This window comes from Jeotgalibaca ciconiae (genome assembly GCF_003955755.1).
Classification (GTDB): Bacteria; Bacillota; Bacilli; order Lactobacillales; family Aerococcaceae; genus Jeotgalibaca; species Jeotgalibaca ciconiae.
The window spans coordinates 1437577-1457858 of record NZ_CP034465.1; the positions used below are offsets into that span (position 1 = coordinate 1437577).

18 protein-coding genes, 1 pseudogene and 1 riboswitch are annotated in these 20282 nt (G+C 39.3%); of the genes and pseudogenes, 8 read left to right on the forward strand and 11 right to left on the reverse strand.

Translation table 11 applies throughout. The features are described 5' to 3' along the window. Window positions 1–69 precede the first annotated feature (69 nt). Together EJN90_RS06835 and EJN90_RS06840 are read right to left on the reverse strand one after the other, a co-directional pair. Window positions 70–294, reverse strand: coding sequence for a YkuS family protein (locus EJN90_RS06835; RefSeq protein ID WP_126109718.1), 225 nt, complete (start codon window positions 292–294; stop codon window positions 70–72). A 99-nt stretch (window positions 295–393) separates the two neighbouring features. Further along, on the reverse strand, window positions 394–975 hold the full coding sequence (locus EJN90_RS06840; RefSeq protein ID WP_126109720.1) for a DEAD/DEAH box helicase family protein: 582 nt from the start codon (window positions 973–975) through the stop codon (window positions 394–396). Between the two features lie 227 nt (window positions 976–1202). On the opposite strand from EJN90_RS06840, the gene EJN90_RS06845 reads away from it, so the two are divergent. Further along, window positions 1203–1910: a GAP family protein gene (locus EJN90_RS06845; RefSeq protein ID WP_126109722.1), complete on the forward strand. Its 708-nt coding sequence runs from the start codon at window positions 1203–1205 to the stop codon at window positions 1908–1910. Between the two features lie 79 nt (window positions 1911–1989). Then, complete coding sequence (locus tag EJN90_RS06850; RefSeq protein ID WP_227872611.1) at window positions 1990–2523, forward strand: glycoside hydrolase family 3 C-terminal domain-containing protein; 534 nt, start codon at window positions 1990–1992, stop codon at window positions 2521–2523. Window positions 2524–2572: 49 nt separating this feature from the next. Here EJN90_RS06850 and EJN90_RS06855 read toward each other — a convergent pair whose 3' ends face one another. After that, the gene (locus tag EJN90_RS06855; RefSeq protein WP_126109726.1) at window positions 2573–3256 is read right to left on the reverse strand and encodes a GNAT family N-acetyltransferase; all 684 of its coding nucleotides are present in this window, start codon (window positions 3254–3256) and stop codon (window positions 2573–2575) included. A gap of 11 nt (window positions 3257–3267) precedes the next feature. Next, window positions 3268–3588: a YjgN family protein gene (locus EJN90_RS06860; protein WP_126109728.1), complete on the reverse strand. Its 321-nt coding sequence runs from the start codon at window positions 3586–3588 to the stop codon at window positions 3268–3270. Between the two features lie 186 nt (window positions 3589–3774). Between EJN90_RS06860 and EJN90_RS06865 the strand changes: the two genes are divergently transcribed. Beyond that, on the forward strand, window positions 3775–4320 hold the full coding sequence (locus tag EJN90_RS06865) for a GNAT family N-acetyltransferase (RefSeq protein WP_126109730.1): 546 nt from the start codon (window positions 3775–3777) through the stop codon (window positions 4318–4320). A gap of 81 nt (window positions 4321–4401) precedes the next feature. Here EJN90_RS06865 and EJN90_RS06870 read toward each other — a convergent pair whose 3' ends face one another. The 5 genes from EJN90_RS06870 to pyrR form a co-directional block, all read right to left on the reverse strand. Next, a complete protein-coding gene (locus EJN90_RS06870; RefSeq protein ID WP_126109732.1) occupies window positions 4402–5325 on the reverse strand; it encodes a dihydroorotate dehydrogenase in 924 nt (307 codons plus the stop codon). After that, a complete protein-coding gene (locus tag EJN90_RS06875; protein ID WP_126109734.1) occupies window positions 5322–6065 on the reverse strand; it encodes a dihydroorotate dehydrogenase electron transfer subunit in 744 nt (247 codons plus the stop codon). The genes EJN90_RS06870 and EJN90_RS06875 overlap by 4 nt, the downstream gene beginning before the upstream one ends. Continuing rightward, window positions 6056–7336 (reverse strand): dihydroorotase, encoded by a 1281-nt coding sequence (locus tag EJN90_RS06880; protein WP_126109736.1) that lies wholly within the window; start codon window positions 7334–7336, stop codon window positions 6056–6058. The genes EJN90_RS06875 and EJN90_RS06880 overlap by 10 nt, the downstream gene beginning before the upstream one ends. Further along, window positions 7333–8226: an aspartate carbamoyltransferase catalytic subunit gene (locus EJN90_RS06885; protein WP_126109738.1), complete on the reverse strand. Its 894-nt coding sequence runs from the start codon at window positions 8224–8226 to the stop codon at window positions 7333–7335. The genes EJN90_RS06880 and EJN90_RS06885 overlap by 4 nt, the downstream gene beginning before the upstream one ends. A 271-nt stretch (window positions 8227–8497) precedes the next feature. Continuing rightward, the gene (gene pyrR, locus EJN90_RS06890; protein WP_126109740.1) at window positions 8498–9004 is read right to left on the reverse strand and encodes a bifunctional pyr operon transcriptional regulator/uracil phosphoribosyltransferase PyrR; all 507 of its coding nucleotides are present in this window, start codon (window positions 9002–9004) and stop codon (window positions 8498–8500) included. A gap of 496 nt (window positions 9005–9500) precedes the next feature. Then, a riboswitch (M-box (ykoK) riboswitch) is annotated at window positions 9501–9664 on the forward strand. A 249-nt stretch (window positions 9665–9913) separates the two neighbouring features. Here pyrR and mgtA point away from each other — a divergent pair. From mgtA to EJN90_RS06905, 3 genes are all read left to right on the forward strand, one after another. After that, window positions 9914–12532 (forward strand): magnesium-translocating P-type ATPase, encoded by a 2619-nt coding sequence (mgtA, locus tag EJN90_RS06895; RefSeq protein WP_126109742.1) that lies wholly within the window; start codon window positions 9914–9916, stop codon window positions 12530–12532. Between the two features lie 366 nt (window positions 12533–12898). Beyond that, entirely contained in the window at window positions 12899–15091 is a 2193-nt protein-coding gene (locus EJN90_RS06900; protein ID WP_126109743.1) for a heavy metal translocating P-type ATPase, read from the forward strand. A gap of 109 nt (window positions 15092–15200) precedes the next feature. Further along, on the forward strand, window positions 15201–15827 hold the full coding sequence (locus tag EJN90_RS06905) for a TVP38/TMEM64 family protein (protein WP_126109745.1): 627 nt from the start codon (window positions 15201–15203) through the stop codon (window positions 15825–15827). A 334-nt stretch (window positions 15828–16161) separates the two neighbouring features. Here EJN90_RS06905 and EJN90_RS06910 read toward each other — a convergent pair. After that, a pseudogene (locus EJN90_RS06910) lies at window positions 16162–17392 on the reverse strand (IS110 family RNA-guided transposase). 257 nt (window positions 17393–17649) lie between these two features. Further along, window positions 17650–18234 (reverse strand): ECF transporter S component, encoded by a 585-nt coding sequence (locus EJN90_RS06915; protein WP_126109747.1) that lies wholly within the window; start codon window positions 18232–18234, stop codon window positions 17650–17652. 279 nt (window positions 18235–18513) lie between these two features. On the opposite strand from EJN90_RS06915, the gene EJN90_RS06920 reads away from it, so the two are divergent. Then, on the forward strand, window positions 18514–19746 hold the full coding sequence (locus tag EJN90_RS06920; protein WP_126109749.1) for a transposase: 1233 nt from the start codon (window positions 18514–18516) through the stop codon (window positions 19744–19746). A gap of 254 nt (window positions 19747–20000) precedes the next feature. After that, on the forward strand, window positions 20001–20282 hold the full coding sequence (locus tag EJN90_RS06925) for a phasin family protein (RefSeq protein ID WP_126112340.1): 282 nt from the start codon (window positions 20001–20003) through the stop codon (window positions 20280–20282).

The following is a 20282-nucleotide window of genomic DNA, read 5'->3' on the forward strand; positions in this document are numbered from 1 at the left end:
CAGAGTAAATAAAGAGGAAAGCTCAGCCAACTTGTGCAGAGCTTTCCTTTTTTATGTGGAAAATTTTGATTATTTTTCAAGATTTATGCGTTCTTCAACCATCTTGAAAACCTCATCTGTTGACATACCATCTACTCCAACCAAGGAAGCTTTTACAGGAAGGTCGCTGTATTCCTCCAAGCTACGGACTACTACGATATCATATGTGTTGTCCTTCTCATCAATTTCATGCCCTTTTTGCTGAAGTGCTTGCTGAATATCCTGGAGAGCTTCTTCTACTGCAATTCTTATCATTCTAATCACTCCTATTTGTGTCAGTGAGTTTTTCCGAAAGACTGCTAGCAACAATGAAATCAGATGATGGGTAAATGTGACGTCTGCCTATCTCTACAGTCATTTTTTACTTAAAAACTCCTGAATTCTCTTGGCTGTCTCATCCGCTTCCAACTCACAGTTGTTGATTCTCAAATAGTGCGCTTTTGGTACGATTTCTGCTACTTCTCCTGGAAGAGAGTTTAACCGATGTTTTTCATGACTAGCAAGTAATTCATTTCGAGAAAATTCAAGATTTCGTTTGGATGGCTTTGCCTGCAGACGGCTTTCTCCTACGTTTCGTTCCAATCTCGTTTCGAGATCAGCTTCTAGTTCGATAAGGTAAACTTTCCCGCCGGCATCTGTGAAGATATCACTGATTTCTTGGAGAAAAACTCTATCTTCTTCCAGATCAAAACCAACCACCACCGTAAAAATAATACCATTTGCGACATTGTATTCGTTTTGGACAAAAGCCCGAAAGAGATTAAAGCGCGTTTCGTTGGAAAGCCGGAAGGTCTCTTTTCCATATCCAAGAAAATTTGCATACAAATCGATGGTTTCATGGTTGTACAGAAGTTTCGCATCTACTAATTTTTCTAGTTCTCTGCCGACCGTCATTTTACCAACGGCTTGAGGACCCATAATTACGATAAGTTCCATTTCATCACCTTTTCTTTTTAATGATTTATTATTTCATATTGTCATTTTAAAAGCAATGAACTAATCAGCCTTGCCTTTAAAGAAAAGATTTGCTAGTATGAGGCTAACTAAATAACAAATCGATTTGCTGCCGAGTAAATCACAAAGTATTCACCTTTCATTCCGTTAGGCCAAAAGTAGGAGTGGGAGGGGATACTTTTTTGTTTATATATGAGGAGGTTTTATTCATGGGTTCATTAATTAGCTTGACATTTATTACGGGTCTGACAGATTCCCTGAATCCTTTTGGGATTGCACAGCAGTTTACCTTGCAAGGATTGATAAAGAAAAGCGAACATATCTGGTTTTATATTATTGCGATGTTTGCCACAAATTTTAGTGCGGGAATATTGTTTTATTGGGGAATGGCTACTTTAAATAGTCGTGTGCTGACGCAGTATTGGGAGGTATTAGAAAGGCCGCTTAGTATCAGTGCTATCGTAGTAGCGTTGTTTTTGGCTTGGAAAAGCATCCGGTCTATCTTGATTAGTTGGAGAGCACGTAAGTTATTAATAAAAAGAGGAGACGAAGATGCAAAAGGATTAGAAGAGAAGTTTGCAACAAAAGAAATGACAAAGTCCTATTTATTTGGAATCGGCTTATTGACAACCATTATGGAATTAACAACAGCTGCGCCTTACATTGCTTATCTAGCGCTTATTCAACAATATCAATTGAATACGTGGAGTTTTTTAGGGATTTTGTTTATTTATAATGTTTTGTATTCTTTGCCTCTGATTGTTCTATATTTATTATCAGTCTTTTTTGAAGATGCATTTCAAACCATCTATCGTCGTTTGGATGGTGTGCTGCAAGTGTTATCAGCCTTTTTAGTACCAGTGATACTTCTGATTATTGCTCTTATATTGGTCACTTTCTCACTTCAAACAATCTGATGGATTTCACTAAAATTACTCCATCCATTTATTAAGGTTTAATGATAAGACCTATGTTGATGTTGAAAAAGCAAAAGGGATTCGAGCAGATAAAGCTGCAAAAGTGGCAGTCCTGTTCTTGCATCCTGAAAGCGGAGACTATTTTAACGCAACGCCCGGTTTGTTAGAGTTAGAACTTTGTGCAGATAAAACAAATATTGCGATGAATGGCGATGCCTATAAAGAGACTACACTGAGTAATCTTGCTCGTTTTAATCGTATCGCTGATTATATGCATGAAAAAGGCCAAAAAGTTGTAGCGAGTGTGAACATAACTTTGCCATGGATTCTAGGAAATGTGGAACCAAAAGCAGATGTGTTGATTGCTGGTTATGATACTTTTGAAAAGGCTCAATTGGAAGTCTTGATTGGTAATCACAAGCCGGTCGGCCGTCTGCCAATCACCTTGCCGAAAAATTCAGCAGTAATTGCTGTTAATGAATACGGTGTATGTGTATCAAGAAATGATGTCCCAGGATACGATAAAGATAAATATCTACGCGAAGACATGACTTATGCATACAAAGATTCGACAGGAAATGAATATAAATTGGATTTTGGACTAAGTTACTAAATAGAAAAGATTGCAGCGAGAGTTGTCTCCTTGCAATCTTTTTTTCTGTTTATAATTTTATGAAGTAGGAGTGCTCGGCGATGCACTCTTCTATATAAAATAATTCCAAGTATTCTTTTTTATAGACCCAAAAATAGCTGGTGTCTATCATATAAGGTACTTCCTTGTTTTTAGAATCTCTTACTTCGATAGTATTCGTATCTGTATGCACTTGAAATAAAGAAATATCAGTCATTTGATCTTTCAGCGTTCCTTTTATACGATAATTTTTTGCCCGCAGAATGGCGCCATTTTTTATGTATAAATTGTTGGCTGGGGTATCATCGCGTGTAAATATCGACACATATTCAATCCCTTTTTTTCGAAGCAGGCGAAATCCTTCATTGAGCAGTTTTTGTGCAATGCCCTGTTTTTGATAATTAGGATGTACGGCAATTATGTCCATATAGGATCCTCTATCTAATTCTTTTACATAAGAATCATAGCGATTTCTTTCTTCATTAAAAATTCCAATATCTAGAATACCAACTACCTCTTCCTGATTATTAAGCATAACTAGTTCGATTGCTTCCAAATAACCATCATCTTCTGAATATGTATCTTTTTGACAAGTTATTTGATCGTTAAACTTGCTATACAAGTAAGCAAGAGCTTTGCATCGAACCCAACTTGTTTCTAAAGGGGCACTGTAAGTCGTTAATCTTAATTCTCTACTTGTATCGCTTGATTGCATATCTTGCTCTCCTAACTAATAAATCGAGTGTGCTTTGCTTTCCAATCTTCTAATTTAATCGACACCCAGAATCCGTAAATACCGAAAGTGATTATTGTTAATGCGAGCCACTTAATCCAATTTCCAAACAGACCAATGGCAGATCCATAAAATTTCATCCGTTTTCCTTCAATGACTGTGTGATTAATCTTCCATCCATAAATCATGCACAAAGCCCAAGGGTAACAAACTCCCAATGTTAGGATAGTAATAATAGCACCTAATATGCTTAACAAAATTAGATGAAAAAGCCCGCCGTCAAAAAAAGAATCTCTTCCATATCTCATTTCCATTTCATCACCTCATTTTTAATAATATTATACTAGATTTCCCACTTTTTTTGGGAGAATTACAACAAATTGCAGTTTTATAGAGAGAAGGTTAAAATAAAATTACTAATTGAGAGGCGGGATAGAGATGAAAAAGAATAGAAGAACAAAGGTGTCTGTTAACTAATGGCTTTATAGAAGGAGAATTACATGCATAACAATCAAGATATCATTATCCGTCCAATCGAAGAAAAAGATTTACCAAGGCTCTGGGAGTTGATTTTTAAAGAAGAAGCACCTGAATGGAAAAAGTGGGATGCACCTTATTACCCACATAAATCCATGTCGTATGAAGAATTTGCTAAACGCGCTGATGAATGGGTTCGTCAACCTTATCGCATGGCGGTTGAGTTAAATGGAGAGGTAATCGGCATGGTCTCTTATTATTGGGAACATGAACCATCCATGTGGCTAGAAGCAGGAATTATCTTGTTTGAATCTCATAATTGGGGAAAAGGAATAGGGACTGAAATTTTAAAAAAATGGATTAGCTATTTGTTTCAAAATATGCCCCTTGTTCGAGTTGGTTATACAACTTGGTCCGGCAATCATCGTATGATTCGAGTAGGTGAAAAGTTGGGAATGCAATTGGAAGCCCGTATTAGAAAAGTGCGGTATTATAATGGGCAATACTATGACTCGATTCGCATGGGTGTCTTACGAGAAGAATGGGAAAGTATGCACGGAAATAAATAATCGATAGAAAAAGCACTTAGTCCGGATAAAGACTAAGTGCTTTTTCTATGCTTTTTGAAATCTTGAGATTGTTGAATAAAGTTACTTAAATCGATTTTCTCTTACTTCATCAATCAAGGCTTGAATGGATTCAATTCCTAATTCATCCATGCGAGGCTCTAAGCCATCGATAATTTTCGGACAAGCATAAGGATCGACAAAGTTTGCTGTTCCGACGGCAACCGCTGTTGCACCAGCCATAATCATTTCTAGAGCATCATCTACAGTTGCCACACCACCGATACCGATAATGGGAATATCAACTGCACGCGATACTTGGTATACCATTCGCAAAGCAATCGGCTTAATTCCAGGTCCAGACAAACCTCCAGTGATGTTTCCTAGAACCGGTTTTCTAGATTTTACATTAATGGCCATTCCTGTAAAAGTATTAATCATGGAAATAGCGTCCGCTCCTGCCGCTTCAACGGCTTTGGCAATTGCAACAATATCAGTGACATTCGGGCTTAATTTTACATAGATCGGTAAGTTGGTAACTTCTTTACAAATTCGAGTCAGACGTGCAGCAACCTCTGGATCTGTCCCAAATGCAACCCCACCTTCTTTCACATTCGGGCAAGAGATATTTAATTCAATCGCTTTTACATTCGGAGCTTCTGCAATACGACTGCAAACTGCCACGTATTCTTCTTCTGATGAACCTGCTACATTCGCAATAATTGGCACATCGAATTGAGCTAAGAAGGGATACTTTTCAGCTAGAATTACTTCAAGTCCAGGATTTTTCAAACCGATGGCGTTTAAAATTCCGTTTGGCGTTTCTGCGACTCTCGGCAGTGAATTTCCAACTCGCTCGTTTAAAGTTGCACTTTTGGCCATTATGGCACCTAATTTACTAAAATCATAAAACTCAGCGTATTCCTCTCCAAAACCAAAACATCCTGATGCTGGCATAATGGGATTTCTTAATTCTAAACCTGGTAAATTTACTTTTAAACGATTCATAATACTACCTCTTTTCTTTGGAATACGGGACCATCTTTACAAGTTCGTTTATCTTTCTTTTTAGTGTCGCAGCCATAGCAAGCGCCGATGCCACACGCCATTCGTTCTTCAAGAGATAAATAGACATGCTCCAGATGGCTGTAGGAGCTTTGAACCAAGCGAAGAAGCGGCGTGGGACCGCAAGCAAATACCGCAGTAGGATCTACTTGATCGAGTGCAACACCTACATGCCCTTGCAAACCGGCAGAACCATCATCTGTACAAAGAATCACCTTGCCTAATTCTTGAAATTGTTCGTAATAATAAATGTCATCTTGGTTGGCAAATCCTAGGATAAACGTTACGTGATTTCCGTTTGCGACCAACTCTTTTCCCAATTCGTAAAGAGGTGCCACACCAATTCCACCACCGATTACACAGACCTGGTCTTCTTCTGATAAGAAATCGAAGTGGAATCCATTTCCCAAAGGACCTAAAGTGTCGACGAAATCGCCAACTTGATAGCGACTCATATCTTTTGTGCCTTTACCAACGATTCGATAAAGTAGTGTACAGGTGTCTTCGTCAATGGATGCAATTGAAATGGGTCTTCGCAATAACAGATTGGGGTCATTCATTCTTAAATGTAGAAATTGACCGCTACGATTCATGGATGAAACCATTTCTCCTTTCAATACCATTTCGTAGATATTATGAGCAATCTCTTTATTGGATACTATTTCCAGTAACTCTACCTGCATGATTTATCACCTTCATTTTGTGACCAGACAACTTCTCCGTTGTGTACAGTCAATGTACACATTCCATAGACTGTTTCGCCGTTAAAGGGTGTGTTCGAAGATTTCGACAAATAGTCTGCCGCATCAACCGTATACGCTGTTTCTAAATCAAAAACAGAAATATCCGCAACAGTACCTACCGTCAAATCCGACGTTTGCAAATGAAACAGATTAGCAGGGAGGGTGCTCATTCTCTCAATCAAGAATTCCAACGTAAAAATGCCAGTCTTGACAAAATGTGTGTACATCATCGCAAAAGAGGTTTCTATGCCTACAATGCCAAATGGAGAACCAACAAATCCCTGCGTTTTTTCTTTTTTTGTGTGTGGTGCGTGATCTGTTGCGATAAAATCGATGGTTCCATCCAGCAAACCCTCAAGCAATGCTTTTTGATCATTTATCCCTCGTAGAGGTGGATTCATTTTGTAAGTAGCATCATCGCTTGGAATATCCATCTCATTCAGGATTAAATGATGAGGGGTTACTTCAGCTGTGACGTTAACGCCTTGACGCTTTCCTTCACGAATGGCATCCACTGATTCTTTGGAAGAAACGTGACAGACATGGTAATGAACACCCGTTTCTTTTGCAAGTAAGATATCACGAGCAATTTGAGAGCTTTCGACGATCCCCATAATTCCTGGAAGCCCTAGTTCTTTATTCCTTATGCCTTCATGCATGACACCGCCATAAAGCAGGCTGTCATCTTCAGTATGGGCAACGATTGGTTTGTTGATGCTGGCAGCTAATTTCATCGCTTCATACATCACGCCTGCTGTTTGAACGCCGACCCCATCATTGGTATAGGCGAACGTATCGATACTTTTCATATCCACTAATTTATCGCTGCGCAATTCTTCAGTAATGGGAGCATATTGATGAACGTTGATACAAGCGTCCTTTTCAATTAGTCGCTGGATCTCTTCAAATTTTGCAGCGGTATCTGGGACAGGATTGGTATTTGGCATTGCGCAAACCGTTGTAAACCCGCCGCGAGCTGCCGCCTGCGAACCAGTGTAAATCGTTTCTTTATCAGTAAAACCCGGCTCTCTGAAGTGAACGTGGATATCGACAAGGCCGGGACTAAGTAATTTTCCCTCGATATCGATTATTTTATCTCCCGTCAAATCAGTACCAACTTCAGAAATAAGACCCTTTTCAATGGCAATGTCGACTTGTTCTAATTGATTATCTTTTACGACTCTTTTTCCATTTTTTAAAACAACTCTCATTCGTATCTTCCCTCCAAAACCCATTCTAATATAGCGATTCGTGCGTAAACACCATTACTCATTTGTTGAACGATTCTACTTTTTTCGCATTCAACCAGTTGGCTTGCCAGCTCAACATCTCGATTGACAGGAGCTGGATGCATGATGATGGCATGGTCTTTCATGGTACGATAACGTGCTCGACTGAGACCAAATTTTTTATGATAGGCTTCTTTTGAAAAACGTTCTTGTTCTTCCGTTTCATGACGTTCTAACTGTACACGTAACATCATCACTACGTCTGCTTCTTTTACTGCTTCATCTACGGTCATTAACGTTCCGTATTGTTCAAAAGTGGTATCGAAATAGTCCATTGGTCCTGCAAAGATAACGTGGGCGCCCAGTTGGTTTAGCAAGGTCATATTACTCATTGCTACGCGTGAATGAACGATGTCACCAATGATGGCTACCTTCAATCCTTCAAAGGACCCGAACTCCTCGTAAATCGTCATGATATCCAGCAATGATTGAGAGGGATGTTGGCCATTCCCACTTCCGCCATTGACGATTTGGATATCCAAATTTATTAATTGATCCATGTAATTGCGATCTTGGTGTCTAATAACGGCAATATCAACACCTAAAGCCTGCATCGTTAAAACAGAATCATAAAGACTTTCGCCTTTATTGACAGAGGAACTCCCTACATCAAAATTAAACTGTTGCATGCCTATTTTGTGTTCGGCCATTTCGAAGCTATGCTTTGTCCGTGTGCTATTTTCAAAGAACATGTTGACGATGGTTGCATTGCTCTTGAATTGGTCTTTTCCTGTTTTAAATGCTAGAGATCGGTCTAAAAGATGCATAACCTCTTCATTGGTAAATTGTTCTACTGATAAAAAGTTCCTCATATCGTTCCTCCTTGAAAAATATACTTTAGGACTTGTCCCGCTTTTCTATGTCTAGCACTCAAGCCCTGTCCTTGTGAAAAAAAGATAAATTTGTCCGATTACGCGCTTTGCTGCTCATCGGGCCAAATTTCCTATTTTTTCATAGGCCATAGCGGACTTGAGAGCTTTTTTAGTAAAAAAGGTGCGCTTGTCGAGAGACAAAGCGCACCTAAGAAGATGGTCTCGCTTTTGAATCTCTCGGATTCAATTAAAGTGAAATCATTACAAAAATTTATTCAATTATGACAGCATCTTTTCCATCTACTTCTACAACTTGGACACTTACACGTTCTTTCCTTGAAGTAGGGATGTTTTTTCCGATGTAATCTGGACGAATCGGTAATTCACGATGACCACGATCAACTAAAACAGCTAGTGAAATTTCCGATGGTCTGCCACGATCCACGCAAGCATCCATTGCTGCCCGGATGGAGCGTCCAGTGAAGAGAACATCGTCGACTAAAACTACTTTTTTTTCAAATAGACTTTTAGCGTCTTTAGGCAAATCGTAGTCCTCGTCCATATCATCACGATAAGGTTTGATATTTAGACTTTCGACATCGATAATACCTTCAATTTCTTCAATTTTTTTAGCAATTCGGTGTGCTAAATGAACGCCTCTTCTTTCAATTCCCACTAAAATAATGTTCTCAATACCTTTGTTACGCTCAATGATTTCATAGGACAAACGGGTTATTGCTCTCATCATTTCCATTTCATTCATGATTACTTTTGGCATATTATTCTCCTCCTAAAAAAAGACCTCTTCTTTTTTGCATGCAAAAAGAAGAGGTCATCATAAATAACACAACAATTTTATGATTGAGTTTGATAGAAACTCACCTTCTTCGTCTCACAGGACGCTAATTAAAGGATTCTATTTAAACTGATTATACGGTAGTTATTTTTAAATGCAAGAATTAAATTTATGAAAGGGAAGGTTTTTGCCATTCTTTTTTAATAGACTAGGGGATTATAAGTTCAGCCATCAATGTCTAGCTCCCAAGTCCTGACCTAGTGAAAAAAAGATAAATTTGCCCCATTGCGCGCTTCGCTGCTCGCTAACGCATATCATTCGACTAACCCGCTGAAGCGTGAAGTCTCCTGACAATTCAGGGTCAAATTTCCTATTTTTTCATAGGCCAAGGCGGACTTGTCCGCTTTTCTTATAGTCTAGCAAACAGAATATTTGCTATAGGAAGAGTTAAGTTATATACTGAATAAGTATGAAAATTGAATAGCCTTGTTAGGTGAGGCGTCTGTACAAGAGATACGCTACTGCCCAGAAATGTCGAAAGACACCAATGGGTTACCAGGAACTTTCGAATTAAGGGAGTTTTTAATGTAGCTGGGGAATCCCTATGCTGTACAGTGCTAAAACTCGATGAAGAGGTAGTTAACAGATTAGATACCATTTTTTGTTCTATGGAAAAGTCCTGCTTCTTTGAGTAGGGCTTTTTTTCTTTTCCTTGGGAAGGATTTATAAAAAAAGTTGCCTTCGTTGTCCCATTTTTCTCATTCATACTAATAAAATTTTTGCTATTCGTTCAGGGGGTGGTCAGGATGGATCCTAATCAGAGGTACACAGAAATAAAAAATAATGAAGAGCAGGATGATGACCTGTCACTTCACGGGGGAGAGATAGAAAATGGCAAACAAGAAAAAACATATTTATGTAGAAAAGAAATCAAAGAACAGTGAACTAGTAAAATTAGGACGCTTATCAAAAGAAGAAGTATTCAAAGAATTACAGACAGACCTAACCGGTATTACTCAAAATGAAGCAGAGCAACGGTTAGAAAAATACGGCTTAAATGAAGTAGCTGCTCAAAAGCCCATTCCTTGGTACAAATTATTATTACAAGGATTTAACGATCCATTTATTTATGTATTAGCACTTTTAATGATTGTCTCTGCAGCGACAGGAGATTATGATGCAAGTATTATTATGGCCTTGATGATTGTATTTAGCGCTGGCCTCCATTTTTTCCAAGAGTATCGTTCACAGCAAGCAAGTCTTGCCTTGAAAGAATTGATCGAAACAACCTGTTCGGTAACGAGAGAGGGTATTACGAAAGAAATTCCGATTGACGAGGTGGTTCCGGGAGATATTGTCAATTTATCCACTGGCGATATGATTCCAGCAGATGCACGTCTGGTTTGGGCGAAAGATTTATTCGTCAATCAATCGTCTCTGACAGGAGAATCACTTCCTATTGAAAAATTTATTCCAACTGACTTACATGAGAAAGATCCAAGCAGTGTCACTGCATTAGACTTTGCGAATTTGACCTTTATGGGCACGGACGTACTAAGTGGCCAAGGGAAAGTATTGGTTTTGAAGACGGGAGAAGATACATTTTTTGGAGACATTGCAACCCAATCTTCCAAAGCAAGAGGTGAAACGAGCTTTGACCGTGGTGTGAAAAACGTGAGTAAATTACTGCTTCGCTTTATGGCAGTAATGGTTCCAATCGTATTTCTTATTAATGGCATATCAAAAGGTGATTGGGCAGAGGCGTTTTTCTTCTCCATTGCCATCGCAGTCGGCTTGACACCGGAAATGTTACCGATGATTGTAACAAGCAACTTGGCAAAAGGTGCTATTACCATGTCCAAGAAGAAAGTAATCGTAAAAGAATTAAATGCGATTCAAAACCTAGGAGCAATGGACGTATTATGTACGGATAAAACTGGAACAATTACCGAAGATAAAGTAGTTTTGGTTCAGCATCTGGATCCGCTGGGGAATGAAAGTGACAGTGTTTTACAACTGACATACATGAATTCCCATTATCAAACGGGTTGGAAAAATGTTATGGACCACGCTGTAATTGAATACGTTCAAGAGAATCGGGAAGAAGCAAGCTTTGAGAAAGCCGAGAAAATCGATGAAATTCCATTTGATTTTACGAGACGCCGTTTAACCGTTGCAGTAAAAATTGATCAACAACAACTCATGATTACAAAAGGCGCTGCGGAAGAAATGCTTGATATTTGTAGTCATGTAGAAATCAACGGAGAAGTGCTTCCTTTAACCGATGAATTGCGACAAAATATGGAAGAAATCAGCACAAAGATGAATGCACAAGGAATGCGTGTATTGACTGTTGCTTACAAGAAAAATGTACATGATTCAGCTATTTATTCAGTGAAAGATGAAAAAGATATGATTATCGCAGGGTTCATGGGCTTCTTGGATCCTCCAAAGCAATCCTCGATCACAGCGATTGAATCTCTCCATGAGCACGGTGTAAATGTAAAAGTGCTAACTGGGGATAATGAAATTGTTGCACAAAAGATTTGTAAAGATGTGGGCATTGAAGTAAATCGTGCAATTTTAGGAACGGAATTGGACAAAATGAGTGATGAAGAGTTAGCGGAAGTGGTAGAAGAAGTAAATCTATTTGCTAAGCTAAATCCTGCTCAAAAATCTCGGATTATCGAAATGCTACAGGAAAAAGGGCATACGGTTGGTTTCATGGGAGACGGAATTAATGATGCTCCAGCTCTTCGTACCGCTGATGTAGGGATTTCTGTAGATAATGCAGCTGATATTACGAAAGAAGCAAGCTCCATTATCTTGTTGGAAAAAAGTTTACTCGTGTTAGAGGATGGCGTTTTAGAAGGACGCAATGTTTTTGGTAATATGATGAAATACATTAAGATGACGATCAGTTCCAATTTCGGGAACGTATTTAGCGTATTAGTAGCAAGTGCCTTCTTACCATTCTTACCAATGCTTTCAATCCAACTACTAGTACAGAATTTAATCTATGATATTGCACAGTTGACGATTCCATGGGACCATATGGATGAAGAAGATTTGATGAAACCTACGAAATGGGGAACTTCAGATCTATTGAAATTTACCTTTAGTATTGGACCAATCAGTTCCATCTTTGATATTGTAGCATTCTTGTTAATGTGGTTTGTATTCCATGCAAATACGGTACAAGATGCAGCATTATTCCATACTGGATGGTTTGTTATTGGATTAATTACTCAAACAGTTGTTGTTCATGTGATTCGTACCAAGAAAATTCCATTTATTCAAAGTAACGCTAGTATTGGCGTAACTCTATCGACCATTGTGGTAGTAATTGCAGCCATTGCGATTCCAGGAAGCAAATTTGGTACCTACATTGATTTAGTAGCATTGCCAAGTTCTTATTGGAAATGGGCTTTCTTAATTATTGTTGCTTATATTATCTTAACGCAAATCGTAAAAAACATTTATATTAAGATAAACAAACAATGGTTATAATCAATTAGAAAAAAGGACGGACGAGAGTCACGTCCTTTTTGTGTACTCATTTTAATTTTGTCTAGTGAGTGTCAGTTCTAATCGTCACTGGATGAAAATAACTTCTAATCTCATCTAGTGACGATTTTTATAGCTTGACTGAACGAGATTCTTAGTTTATCTCATTCAGTGGTCTTTAAATCAAATCTCACTGAATGAAAAAAATCATCTCAATCAATATTAGTTGACTATTTTTATATGCGTGCTAAAATAAAGATAACATATGAATGGTTGTTCATGTGTAAGTCGAAATAGTTTCGATTTACATCCTTGTTTTTAGTTTTTATATGAACGGATTATCATATGTAGATGGATGGAGGGCTTAAAATGACTAACAATAAAAAAAACCATGAATGGCTTCTAGAAGGAATCGACTGCGCGAATTGTGCTGCTAAAATTGAACAGGCAGTTGGTAAAATAGAAGGAGTAACGAATAGTAGTGTGAATTTTATGACGAAGACACTTCAATTTGAAGTAGATAGAAATCATGAAAATGAAACATTACCGAAAGTTAAAAAAAGAATTGCACAATTGGAACCTGGAGTTATTCCTTTAACAAAACAAACATTGCAACCTGTTAGTAAAGACGGAGTAGAAATGGAAGGCTATGAAGAGAAAAAGGAAGAGAGTTCCCATCATGACCACAGTCATAGTCATGGACATTCACATGGAGACGCAAATATTAAGAAAGCAGTTATTCGGTTAGTACTTACGATTGTTTTATTGTTTACCGCGATTTTTTCTCCTTTTTCAGAGAAGATAACGTTCGTTTTATATGTACTTGCCTATATAGCTGCAGGTTATGACGTTGTTATGACTGCTGTAAAAAACATAATGAACGGGCAAGTATTTGATGAGAATTTCTTGATGACAATTGCCACAATGAGTGCTTTTTATATTCAACAATATCCTGAAGCGGTAGCGGTTATGTTATTTTATCAAGTCGGTGAACTCTTCCAAGATATTGCCGTAGACAAATCAAGGCGATCCATTGCAGAATTGATGGATATTCGACCGGATTATGCGAATTTGAAAAATGAAGATGGATCAACAAAAAAAGTGGATCCAGAGTCCATCGAAATTGGTGATACGATCATTGTTCAGCCAGGAGAAAAAGTTCCGCTGGATGGGAAGGTTGTCGTTGGTAGCTCCACCGTTGATACAGCAGCCCTTACTGGAGAATCTATCCCCCGAAAAGTAGCTGCAGGAGAGCAAGTTTTGAGTGGCTTTATTAATCAAGGCGGCCTCTTAGAAGTGGAAGTAGAGAAGATTTTTAAAGAATCAACGGTTGTGAAAATTTTAGATTTAGTAGAAAATGCAAGCGGCAGAAAAGCTCCAACTGAGAACTTTATTACAAAGTTTGCTCGCTACTATACACCGATTGTCGTCGTATTAGCTGTGCTATTAGCGGTAGTACCGCCACTTTTGATTGATGGAGCAACATTTAATGAATGGTTGTATCGAGCAAGTATCTTTTTAGTTATTTCCTGCCCATGCGCGTTGGTGGTCTCTATTCCGGTAGGATTCTTTGGAGGAATTGGCTCGGCTTCGCGTAAAGGGATTTTAGTAAAAGGAAGTAATTTCTTAGAAGGTCTCAATGATTTGAAATATGTGGTAATGGATAAGACGGGAACCGTTACAAAAGGAAAATTTGAAGTCGGTTCGATTTATGCGGTAGAAGGGTATGCGAAAGAAGAAATATTAGAAATTGCAGCACTAGCAGAACAGTACTCGACCCATCCGATTGCCAGCTCGATCAAAGAAGCATATGGCAAAAAAATTGATCCTGCACGTCTTTCGGATTATGAAGAAGTAGCTGGGCATGGCGTTCAAGCAACAATTGACGCAAGAGAAGTATTGGTGGGAAATAGTAAGCTGCTAATTGGAAAACAGATTTCATTTAAAGAGAACAATGAACTGGGTACGATTATCTATGTTGCTGTGGATGGCAGTTTTATTGGTTCAATGGTGATTGGGGATCAGATAAAAGAGGATGCAAAAGAAACGATTACTCAACTACATCAAGCTGGCGTGGAACATATCGTCATGTTAACAGGAGATTCGAAAGCAGTAGCGGAATCAGTTGCAAAAGAAATCGGTATTAAAGAAGTGTATGCAGAATTACTGCCACAAGATAAAGTAGCAAAACTAGAAGAAATCATGCAGCGCAAGCAACCTTCAGAAAAAGTAGCTTTTGTGGGTGATGGAATTAATGATACTCCGGTATTAGCTCGTTCTGATATTGGTTTTGCGATGGGAGGGCTCGGTTCCGATGCAGCTATTGAGGCTGCGGACATTGTGATTATGGACGATCAACCTTCCAAAATTGCTGTATCCATGAAAGTAGCCAAAGAAACAAGAAAAATCGTTTGGCAAAACATTATTTTTGCAATGGCAGTAAAAATAATGTTTTTACTATTAGGAGCATTTGGAGTCGCAACAATGTGGGAAGCTGTCTTCGCAGATGTTGGTGTAACGGTCTTGGCAGTACTGAATGCGATGCGTATTATTAATAAATAGAGCTGTGAAATCAGGCATTTCCTTATAATCAGACTTTTGTCTGAGTGCACAAATGAACATCTTTTGTATAATAGATGTAATAAGTGCATTAAAGGAGATACTGGGACCCATGAGTGACAAAGAGAGACAAATCATCCAAATTAACCGGAATATCATTCGGGGCCTGACAGTTGTTGGCTTGATTCTAACTATTTTTCTTGCTGTTTATATTTATCGAATTGGCTATTCTGTCATAATGGAGAATATTCAAGAGTTTTTAGTTAAAGTAGGTCCTTGGGGGCCGCTCATTTTCATCGTCATCCAATTAGGACAAGTCATGTACCCTGTAATACCTGGAGGACTATCCCTGGTAGTCGGCCAATTGATTTTTGGTCATGCTTGGGGATTCTTGTACAGTTTTATCGGTGTGACGCTTGGATCAATGATTAATTTTTATTTAGCTAGAAAATTCGGAAAAACATTCGTCCGTGCATTTGTGCTGGAAGAAACTTACGAAAAATATTATGCATGGATTACAAAAGGAAAACGATTCGAAATTATGTTAGGAACAGCTTTTGCTCTTCCTGGTTTTCCAGATGATTTTTTGTGTATGATTGCGGGATTAACGAATATGACGTTTAAACGTTTCATGTTCATTTATTTCATTTTTAAACCGATTACCTTGTACATTTATGGTTTTGGCGGAGCAAGTGCTACAGATTGGTTATTAAGAAGATTCATTCCATTTGGATTATAAGAGAAGAGAGTGGGAAAAAAGGCGTTCAGCCCCGAATCACTGGAGCGAATAAGCGCAAGATGGTTGCAGAGCATCTGAGCATGATTCGTGAAGTGGACGTCGGGGCTGCCTTTTTGAGCACATTTACGCTACATTATTCGGGTATAGGAAAGAGGCTGGGAGTTTTTTCCCAGCCCCTTTCCTACGTTTAGTCAAGTGATTTCTGCCTAATAATTATCTATCCGTATGAATTTCTTAAACTCTCCCTTGGAGAGTAGGTTTGGGGCTATGCTTGATGCGAAGATAGGTATGCCAAATAAACATCCCTTTTTCTATTTTTTTGCGGGGTGTTATGTTATATTAAAACTATTGATGGGCCCTTAGAGGCCGTGTACGCATAGTCGTACTTAGTATGGTTCCTGACCATGGAATCATACATTTTAGTAGTTTGTTCATGCAGGCTACGACTGCAACCTTATCCTTTTTGGGGATGGGTTGCTTTTTTAATTTGTAGTAATAATCCACGATATGGTTCGGGGCAGCTTTCTGTTGGCGAACCATGTTTCGTACGCAAAAAAACAATATTTTCCTTCCTTTCGGATTGCCGCGTTTATTGATGTGGTCCTTGCCAATATAGTTTCCTGATTGGTACCTACGGATATCAATGCCCACAAAAGCGTTCAGTTGGTTGGACGTTTCGAATCGTCGAATGTCCCCCAGTTCCCCGATTAATAAGGCCGAGGACAGCTCACCGATTCCTGGGATTGTGAGGTATAAATCGTGTTCCGGTAGTTCCCACGCCATTGCTATCATCTGGCTTTTGAGTGCCTCCTTTTGAGGAGCAGGTCTTGGAGCCTTTCCGCATAGTAGCTCGTTTTTTGACAGTGAACACTGTTTTCAGCAATGGCTGGATAAGCCTCCTGTGCCAGAGCGGTTAATTCTTCCGCCTTCTTGCGGGCCCGGTTTTCGGAGATGTTCTTCCTGGTTGATTTGATGAGCAAGTTTTTGATTTTAGTCGGTGTGGGCCGCAAGACCAGGTCGGGGTGCGGGAACAGACTGATCACGGTGAGGGCGTAGAGGTTGATTTGGTTCGAAAAGAACTGTTCCAACTCTGGAAATACCAGCTGGAGACAGTTGTGCAAGTGCATGCGCGTGCGTTTGATTTCTTCCTCCACCTCTTGGTAGAAGCGGGATAAATCGCGCAGGTCTTGATAGATATCTTCCTGTACCACCTTCGGTATCCGTCTTTTCCCGGCATGGGTTTGCGCCAGCTTGTGGGCATCCTGTTTGTCGGTCTTCCAACTTCTCAGCGTATCTTCTTCCAGTTGTTTTTTTGCTTGAAGCGGGTTCAGCAGGGTATAGGACAAGCCGTTTTTTTGGCAGAAGGCTTCCACAGGCCGGGAATAGACGCCCGTGGCCTCGAAAACTACTTCCGGAGCTTGCGGCAGAATCTGTATTTCATTCAACAGACCAGCAAAACCTGTTCTCGTGTGTGTAACGTTGCCCTCCCATAGGCACATAGTGCCTTCATAGATGACGGCATAGCTTTTCTTCATGGAAACGTCTAGTGCGACTACAAACATCACTTTCTCCTCACTTTCTCGTTTGGTTTGAAAGACCCTCACTGATTCATTCCGATTCCCATTTCCTTTACACGGACTCGAAGTCCAACATACTTAAACCTGATTCTGAAATGACAGTGAAGGAGCTCTGTTTATGTTTCGGACTCTGGGTCCTAGGGGCTACGGTCGAGCTTCCTTTCACCACTACTATATTCCAAAAAAAGAAAATAGTAGGTAGAATCCCCCGTCGGGGTTTCTACCTACTAATCTTATTATGTTTATTATCTTCTAACTTTCAGCAGAGCGCGGCTGATGATCGGCGCCAATATAGCAGAGGCGATTGCTTCTGCGACACCATTTGTTGCTACGACAACTGCTAAGGCAGCCATCAAATTAGATGGATCAACTTCCAAGGCTGCTGAGTATTCACTTCCATAGAGCAAAGCAATAAATCCCAGCACAAGAACGGTATTCGTAAGAGAACCTGCAACGGCACCAACAATCATACCCGTTTTTTCCTTGTTTCTTTTTCGGAAAGCTTGGTAAACGAGTCCTGCACTTAAACCAATCAAAATACGGGGCACAAGAGAAATCAGCGGATTAGTAAATAAAAGAAAATCAAGAGGAGTAGCCGGTAACGTATATGCCTTAATCAAACGCACGATTCCCCATACGCCTCCCACAATCAATCCTTCTTTTGTTCCTAATACAAAAGTTGCCACGATAACCGTGATTTGGATAATCGTTGGGTTCAAAGGCGGAATAGGAATGTTTCCTAAAAAAGGCACGAAATTTTGAATAATAATAATAGCCGTTAAGATACCTAGAATTGCAATTCGATAGGTTTTATTTTTAGAATCTTTCATAATCAGTTCTCCTTCTAAGGGTACTCTAATTTAGTAAGTATCATTTTAGCAGATATTTGCATAGAAAGCACTGTTTACTAGTTTTTTTGAATTTGCCCAAAATTTATAACAACACTTTATATACCAAAAGCTCGAGGAATTCACATGTGGAAAACATGGAAGCCTCGAGCTTTTTGACTGTCCACAGCAAAAATCTGTGGACAAAATGCACCCTGTTGCGTGTTATAATTGATTCACCACAAAACAAAAAAACAGAACAGGAACTGAGGTTATTTTACCATGAATTCTACAGAAATCTACCAAACAAAACGAAATATATTTACTTATGCGGATAAGTTGACCAAAGGTCTCCCAAAACCAAGAAAGAAATTCTACAGCGATATTTTATTTGGGATGTCTAAATCTCAAAGTACGTTGTTATCAAACATCGCTCGTTCATTGGAGGAGGACATTGATTTGATCTACACCATCAAACGGTTATCCCGCAATGGGTTTGAGAGCGACGATTTGAACCAGGTCCATCAAAACTATTTACATACCGTCAAAACAGCGATCCCGGATGATCCTTTAATCATTGTGGACGAATCCGATATCATTAAGCCGTATGCCGAGAAAATGGAACATTTGTCCCTCGTGCGGGACGGCTCCAAAAATGTCATTGAAAAAGGGTATACCACCATCAATTTCTCGATGGCTACCCCGAAAACGAAACACCCCATCCCACTCTATAATCATCTCTATTCTTCTCGGGAAGAACTCTTCCAGAGCCAGAATTTCGAAATAGCTAAAGGCTTTAATACCGTCCATTCTTTTCTGGGAGGAAAGAAAGCCACTTTTGTCATGGACCGAGGGTATGACAGTAACGCGATGTTCCAGTATGTGCACAACATCGGTCATTTCTTCGTGACCCGATTGATGGACACGCGGTACCTGCTTCACCGAAATCGACGGATAAAGGTGCCTGACCTAGCGAAACGCCGCAAAGGAAAAATCAATTTCAGAACCGAAATCCAGGGAAAAGAGTATAACCTGAAGGTTAGCCATATAAAGGTCGAACTGCCGGTCTTAAAAGGCACGCCCCTCAATATGATTGTTGTTTATGGCTACGGTGAAAAACCGATGAAGCTGTTAACCAACCATGCCGTCAAAAGCAAGGAGGATGTCCTTCGCATTCTGAAAGGCTACATCACCCGTTGGCGAATTGAAGAGCTGTTCCGCGTCCAAAAAGAAGAATTTCATTTGGAGAAAACCCGAACGATGACGTTAAGCTCGATGCGAATCTTGTATACCATCATGAACTGCATCATTGGTCATTATTCCCTTTCCATCGAAAAAAACACCTGCCACACACAGGTCGTCCTTGCACGTGCCCGCCCCTCCAATGCGTTGGCAAAAATAAAGTTCTATCTTTATCGATTCATCCGAGGGGTCAGCAAGATTCTTTCCTATGATACCGCAGGTATCAAATACTTCCATCGGATTGAACAGCGATCAAGTCAACTGTCTTTGTAGTGAATGGCGAACTTAACTATTTTTTTAACGCGCTGAAAAGGGCGTTCTATTTGTGTGTCTTCTTACAGTGTTTCAAAGAAATTCATACCAGTGTTCCATTGCCTTCCTCCTACATGCTCGATTTAGAGGCTGCCCTGACGTAAAAAGGGCAAATTCAAATTACTAGTTTTAGATGTAATTAATTTGTATTTGCGTTAAAATATAATTAGTTTGAATAGTAAGTTAGCTGGTTTAAAAAGGAGAGGAATCACATGATGGAAGAATTAAAAAAGATTTTCTTAGCTGGTGTTGGTCTGACCTCTACCTCTGTTGAAAAAGCAGAGAAACTAATTAACGAAATGGTCGAAAAAGGCCGGGTAACCGTTCAAGAAGGAAAAGAATTACAAAGTGAGTTGACGAGAAAAATAGCAGACAAACGTCCGATTCAAAAAGCGGAAATGGATGAAATGGACTATGCAACGAAAGCAGAAGTAGCGGTCTTAGAAGAAAAATTAGATGAATTAAATAAAAAATTAGATTTATTACTGAAAAAATAG

Excerpts from the sequence above, each read along its gene's own strand:
- EJN90_RS06835 (WP_126109718.1), bottom strand. The coding sequence starts at position 294 with ATGATAAGAATTGCAGTAGAAGAAGCTCTCCAGGATATTCAGCAAGCA.
- EJN90_RS06840 (WP_126109720.1), bottom strand. The coding sequence starts at position 975 with ATGGAACTTATCGTAATTATGGGTCCTCAAGCCGTTGGTAAAATGACG.
- EJN90_RS06845 (WP_126109722.1), top strand. The coding sequence starts at position 1,203 with ATGGGTTCATTAATTAGCTTGACATTTATTACGGGTCTGACAGATTCC.
- EJN90_RS06855 (WP_126109726.1), bottom strand. The coding sequence starts at position 3,256 with ATGCAATCAAGCGATACAAGTAGAGAATTAAGATTAACGACTTACAGT.
- EJN90_RS06860 (WP_126109728.1), bottom strand. The coding sequence starts at position 3,588 with ATGGAAATGAGATATGGAAGAGATTCTTTTTTTGACGGCGGGCTTTTT.
- EJN90_RS06865 (WP_126109730.1), top strand. The coding sequence starts at position 3,775 with ATGCATAACAATCAAGATATCATTATCCGTCCAATCGAAGAAAAAGAT.
- EJN90_RS06870 (WP_126109732.1), bottom strand. The coding sequence starts at position 5,325 with ATGAATCGTTTAAAAGTAAATTTACCAGGTTTAGAATTAAGAAATCCC.
- EJN90_RS06875 (WP_126109734.1), bottom strand. The coding sequence starts at position 6,065 with ATGCAGGTAGAGTTACTGGAAATAGTATCCAATAAAGAGATTGCTCAT.
- EJN90_RS06880 (WP_126109736.1), bottom strand. The coding sequence starts at position 7,336 with ATGAGAGTTGTTTTAAAAAATGGAAAAAGAGTCGTAAAAGATAATCAA.
- EJN90_RS06885 (WP_126109738.1), bottom strand. The coding sequence starts at position 8,226 with ATGAGGAACTTTTTATCAGTAGAACAATTTACCAATGAAGAGGTTATG.
- pyrR (WP_126109740.1), bottom strand. The coding sequence starts at position 9,004 with ATGCCAAAAGTAATCATGAATGAAATGGAAATGATGAGAGCAATAACC.
- mgtA (WP_126109742.1), top strand. The coding sequence starts at position 9,914 with ATGGCAAACAAGAAAAAACATATTTATGTAGAAAAGAAATCAAAGAAC.
- EJN90_RS06900 (WP_126109743.1), top strand. The coding sequence starts at position 12,899 with ATGACTAACAATAAAAAAAACCATGAATGGCTTCTAGAAGGAATCGAC.
- EJN90_RS06905 (WP_126109745.1), top strand. The coding sequence starts at position 15,201 with ATGAGTGACAAAGAGAGACAAATCATCCAAATTAACCGGAATATCATT.
- EJN90_RS06915 (WP_126109747.1), bottom strand. The coding sequence starts at position 18,234 with ATGAAAGATTCTAAAAATAAAACCTATCGAATTGCAATTCTAGGTATC.
- EJN90_RS06920 (WP_126109749.1), top strand. The coding sequence starts at position 18,514 with ATGAATTCTACAGAAATCTACCAAACAAAACGAAATATATTTACTTAT.
- EJN90_RS06925 (WP_126112340.1), top strand. The coding sequence starts at position 20,001 with ATGGAAGAATTAAAAAAGATTTTCTTAGCTGGTGTTGGTCTGACCTCT.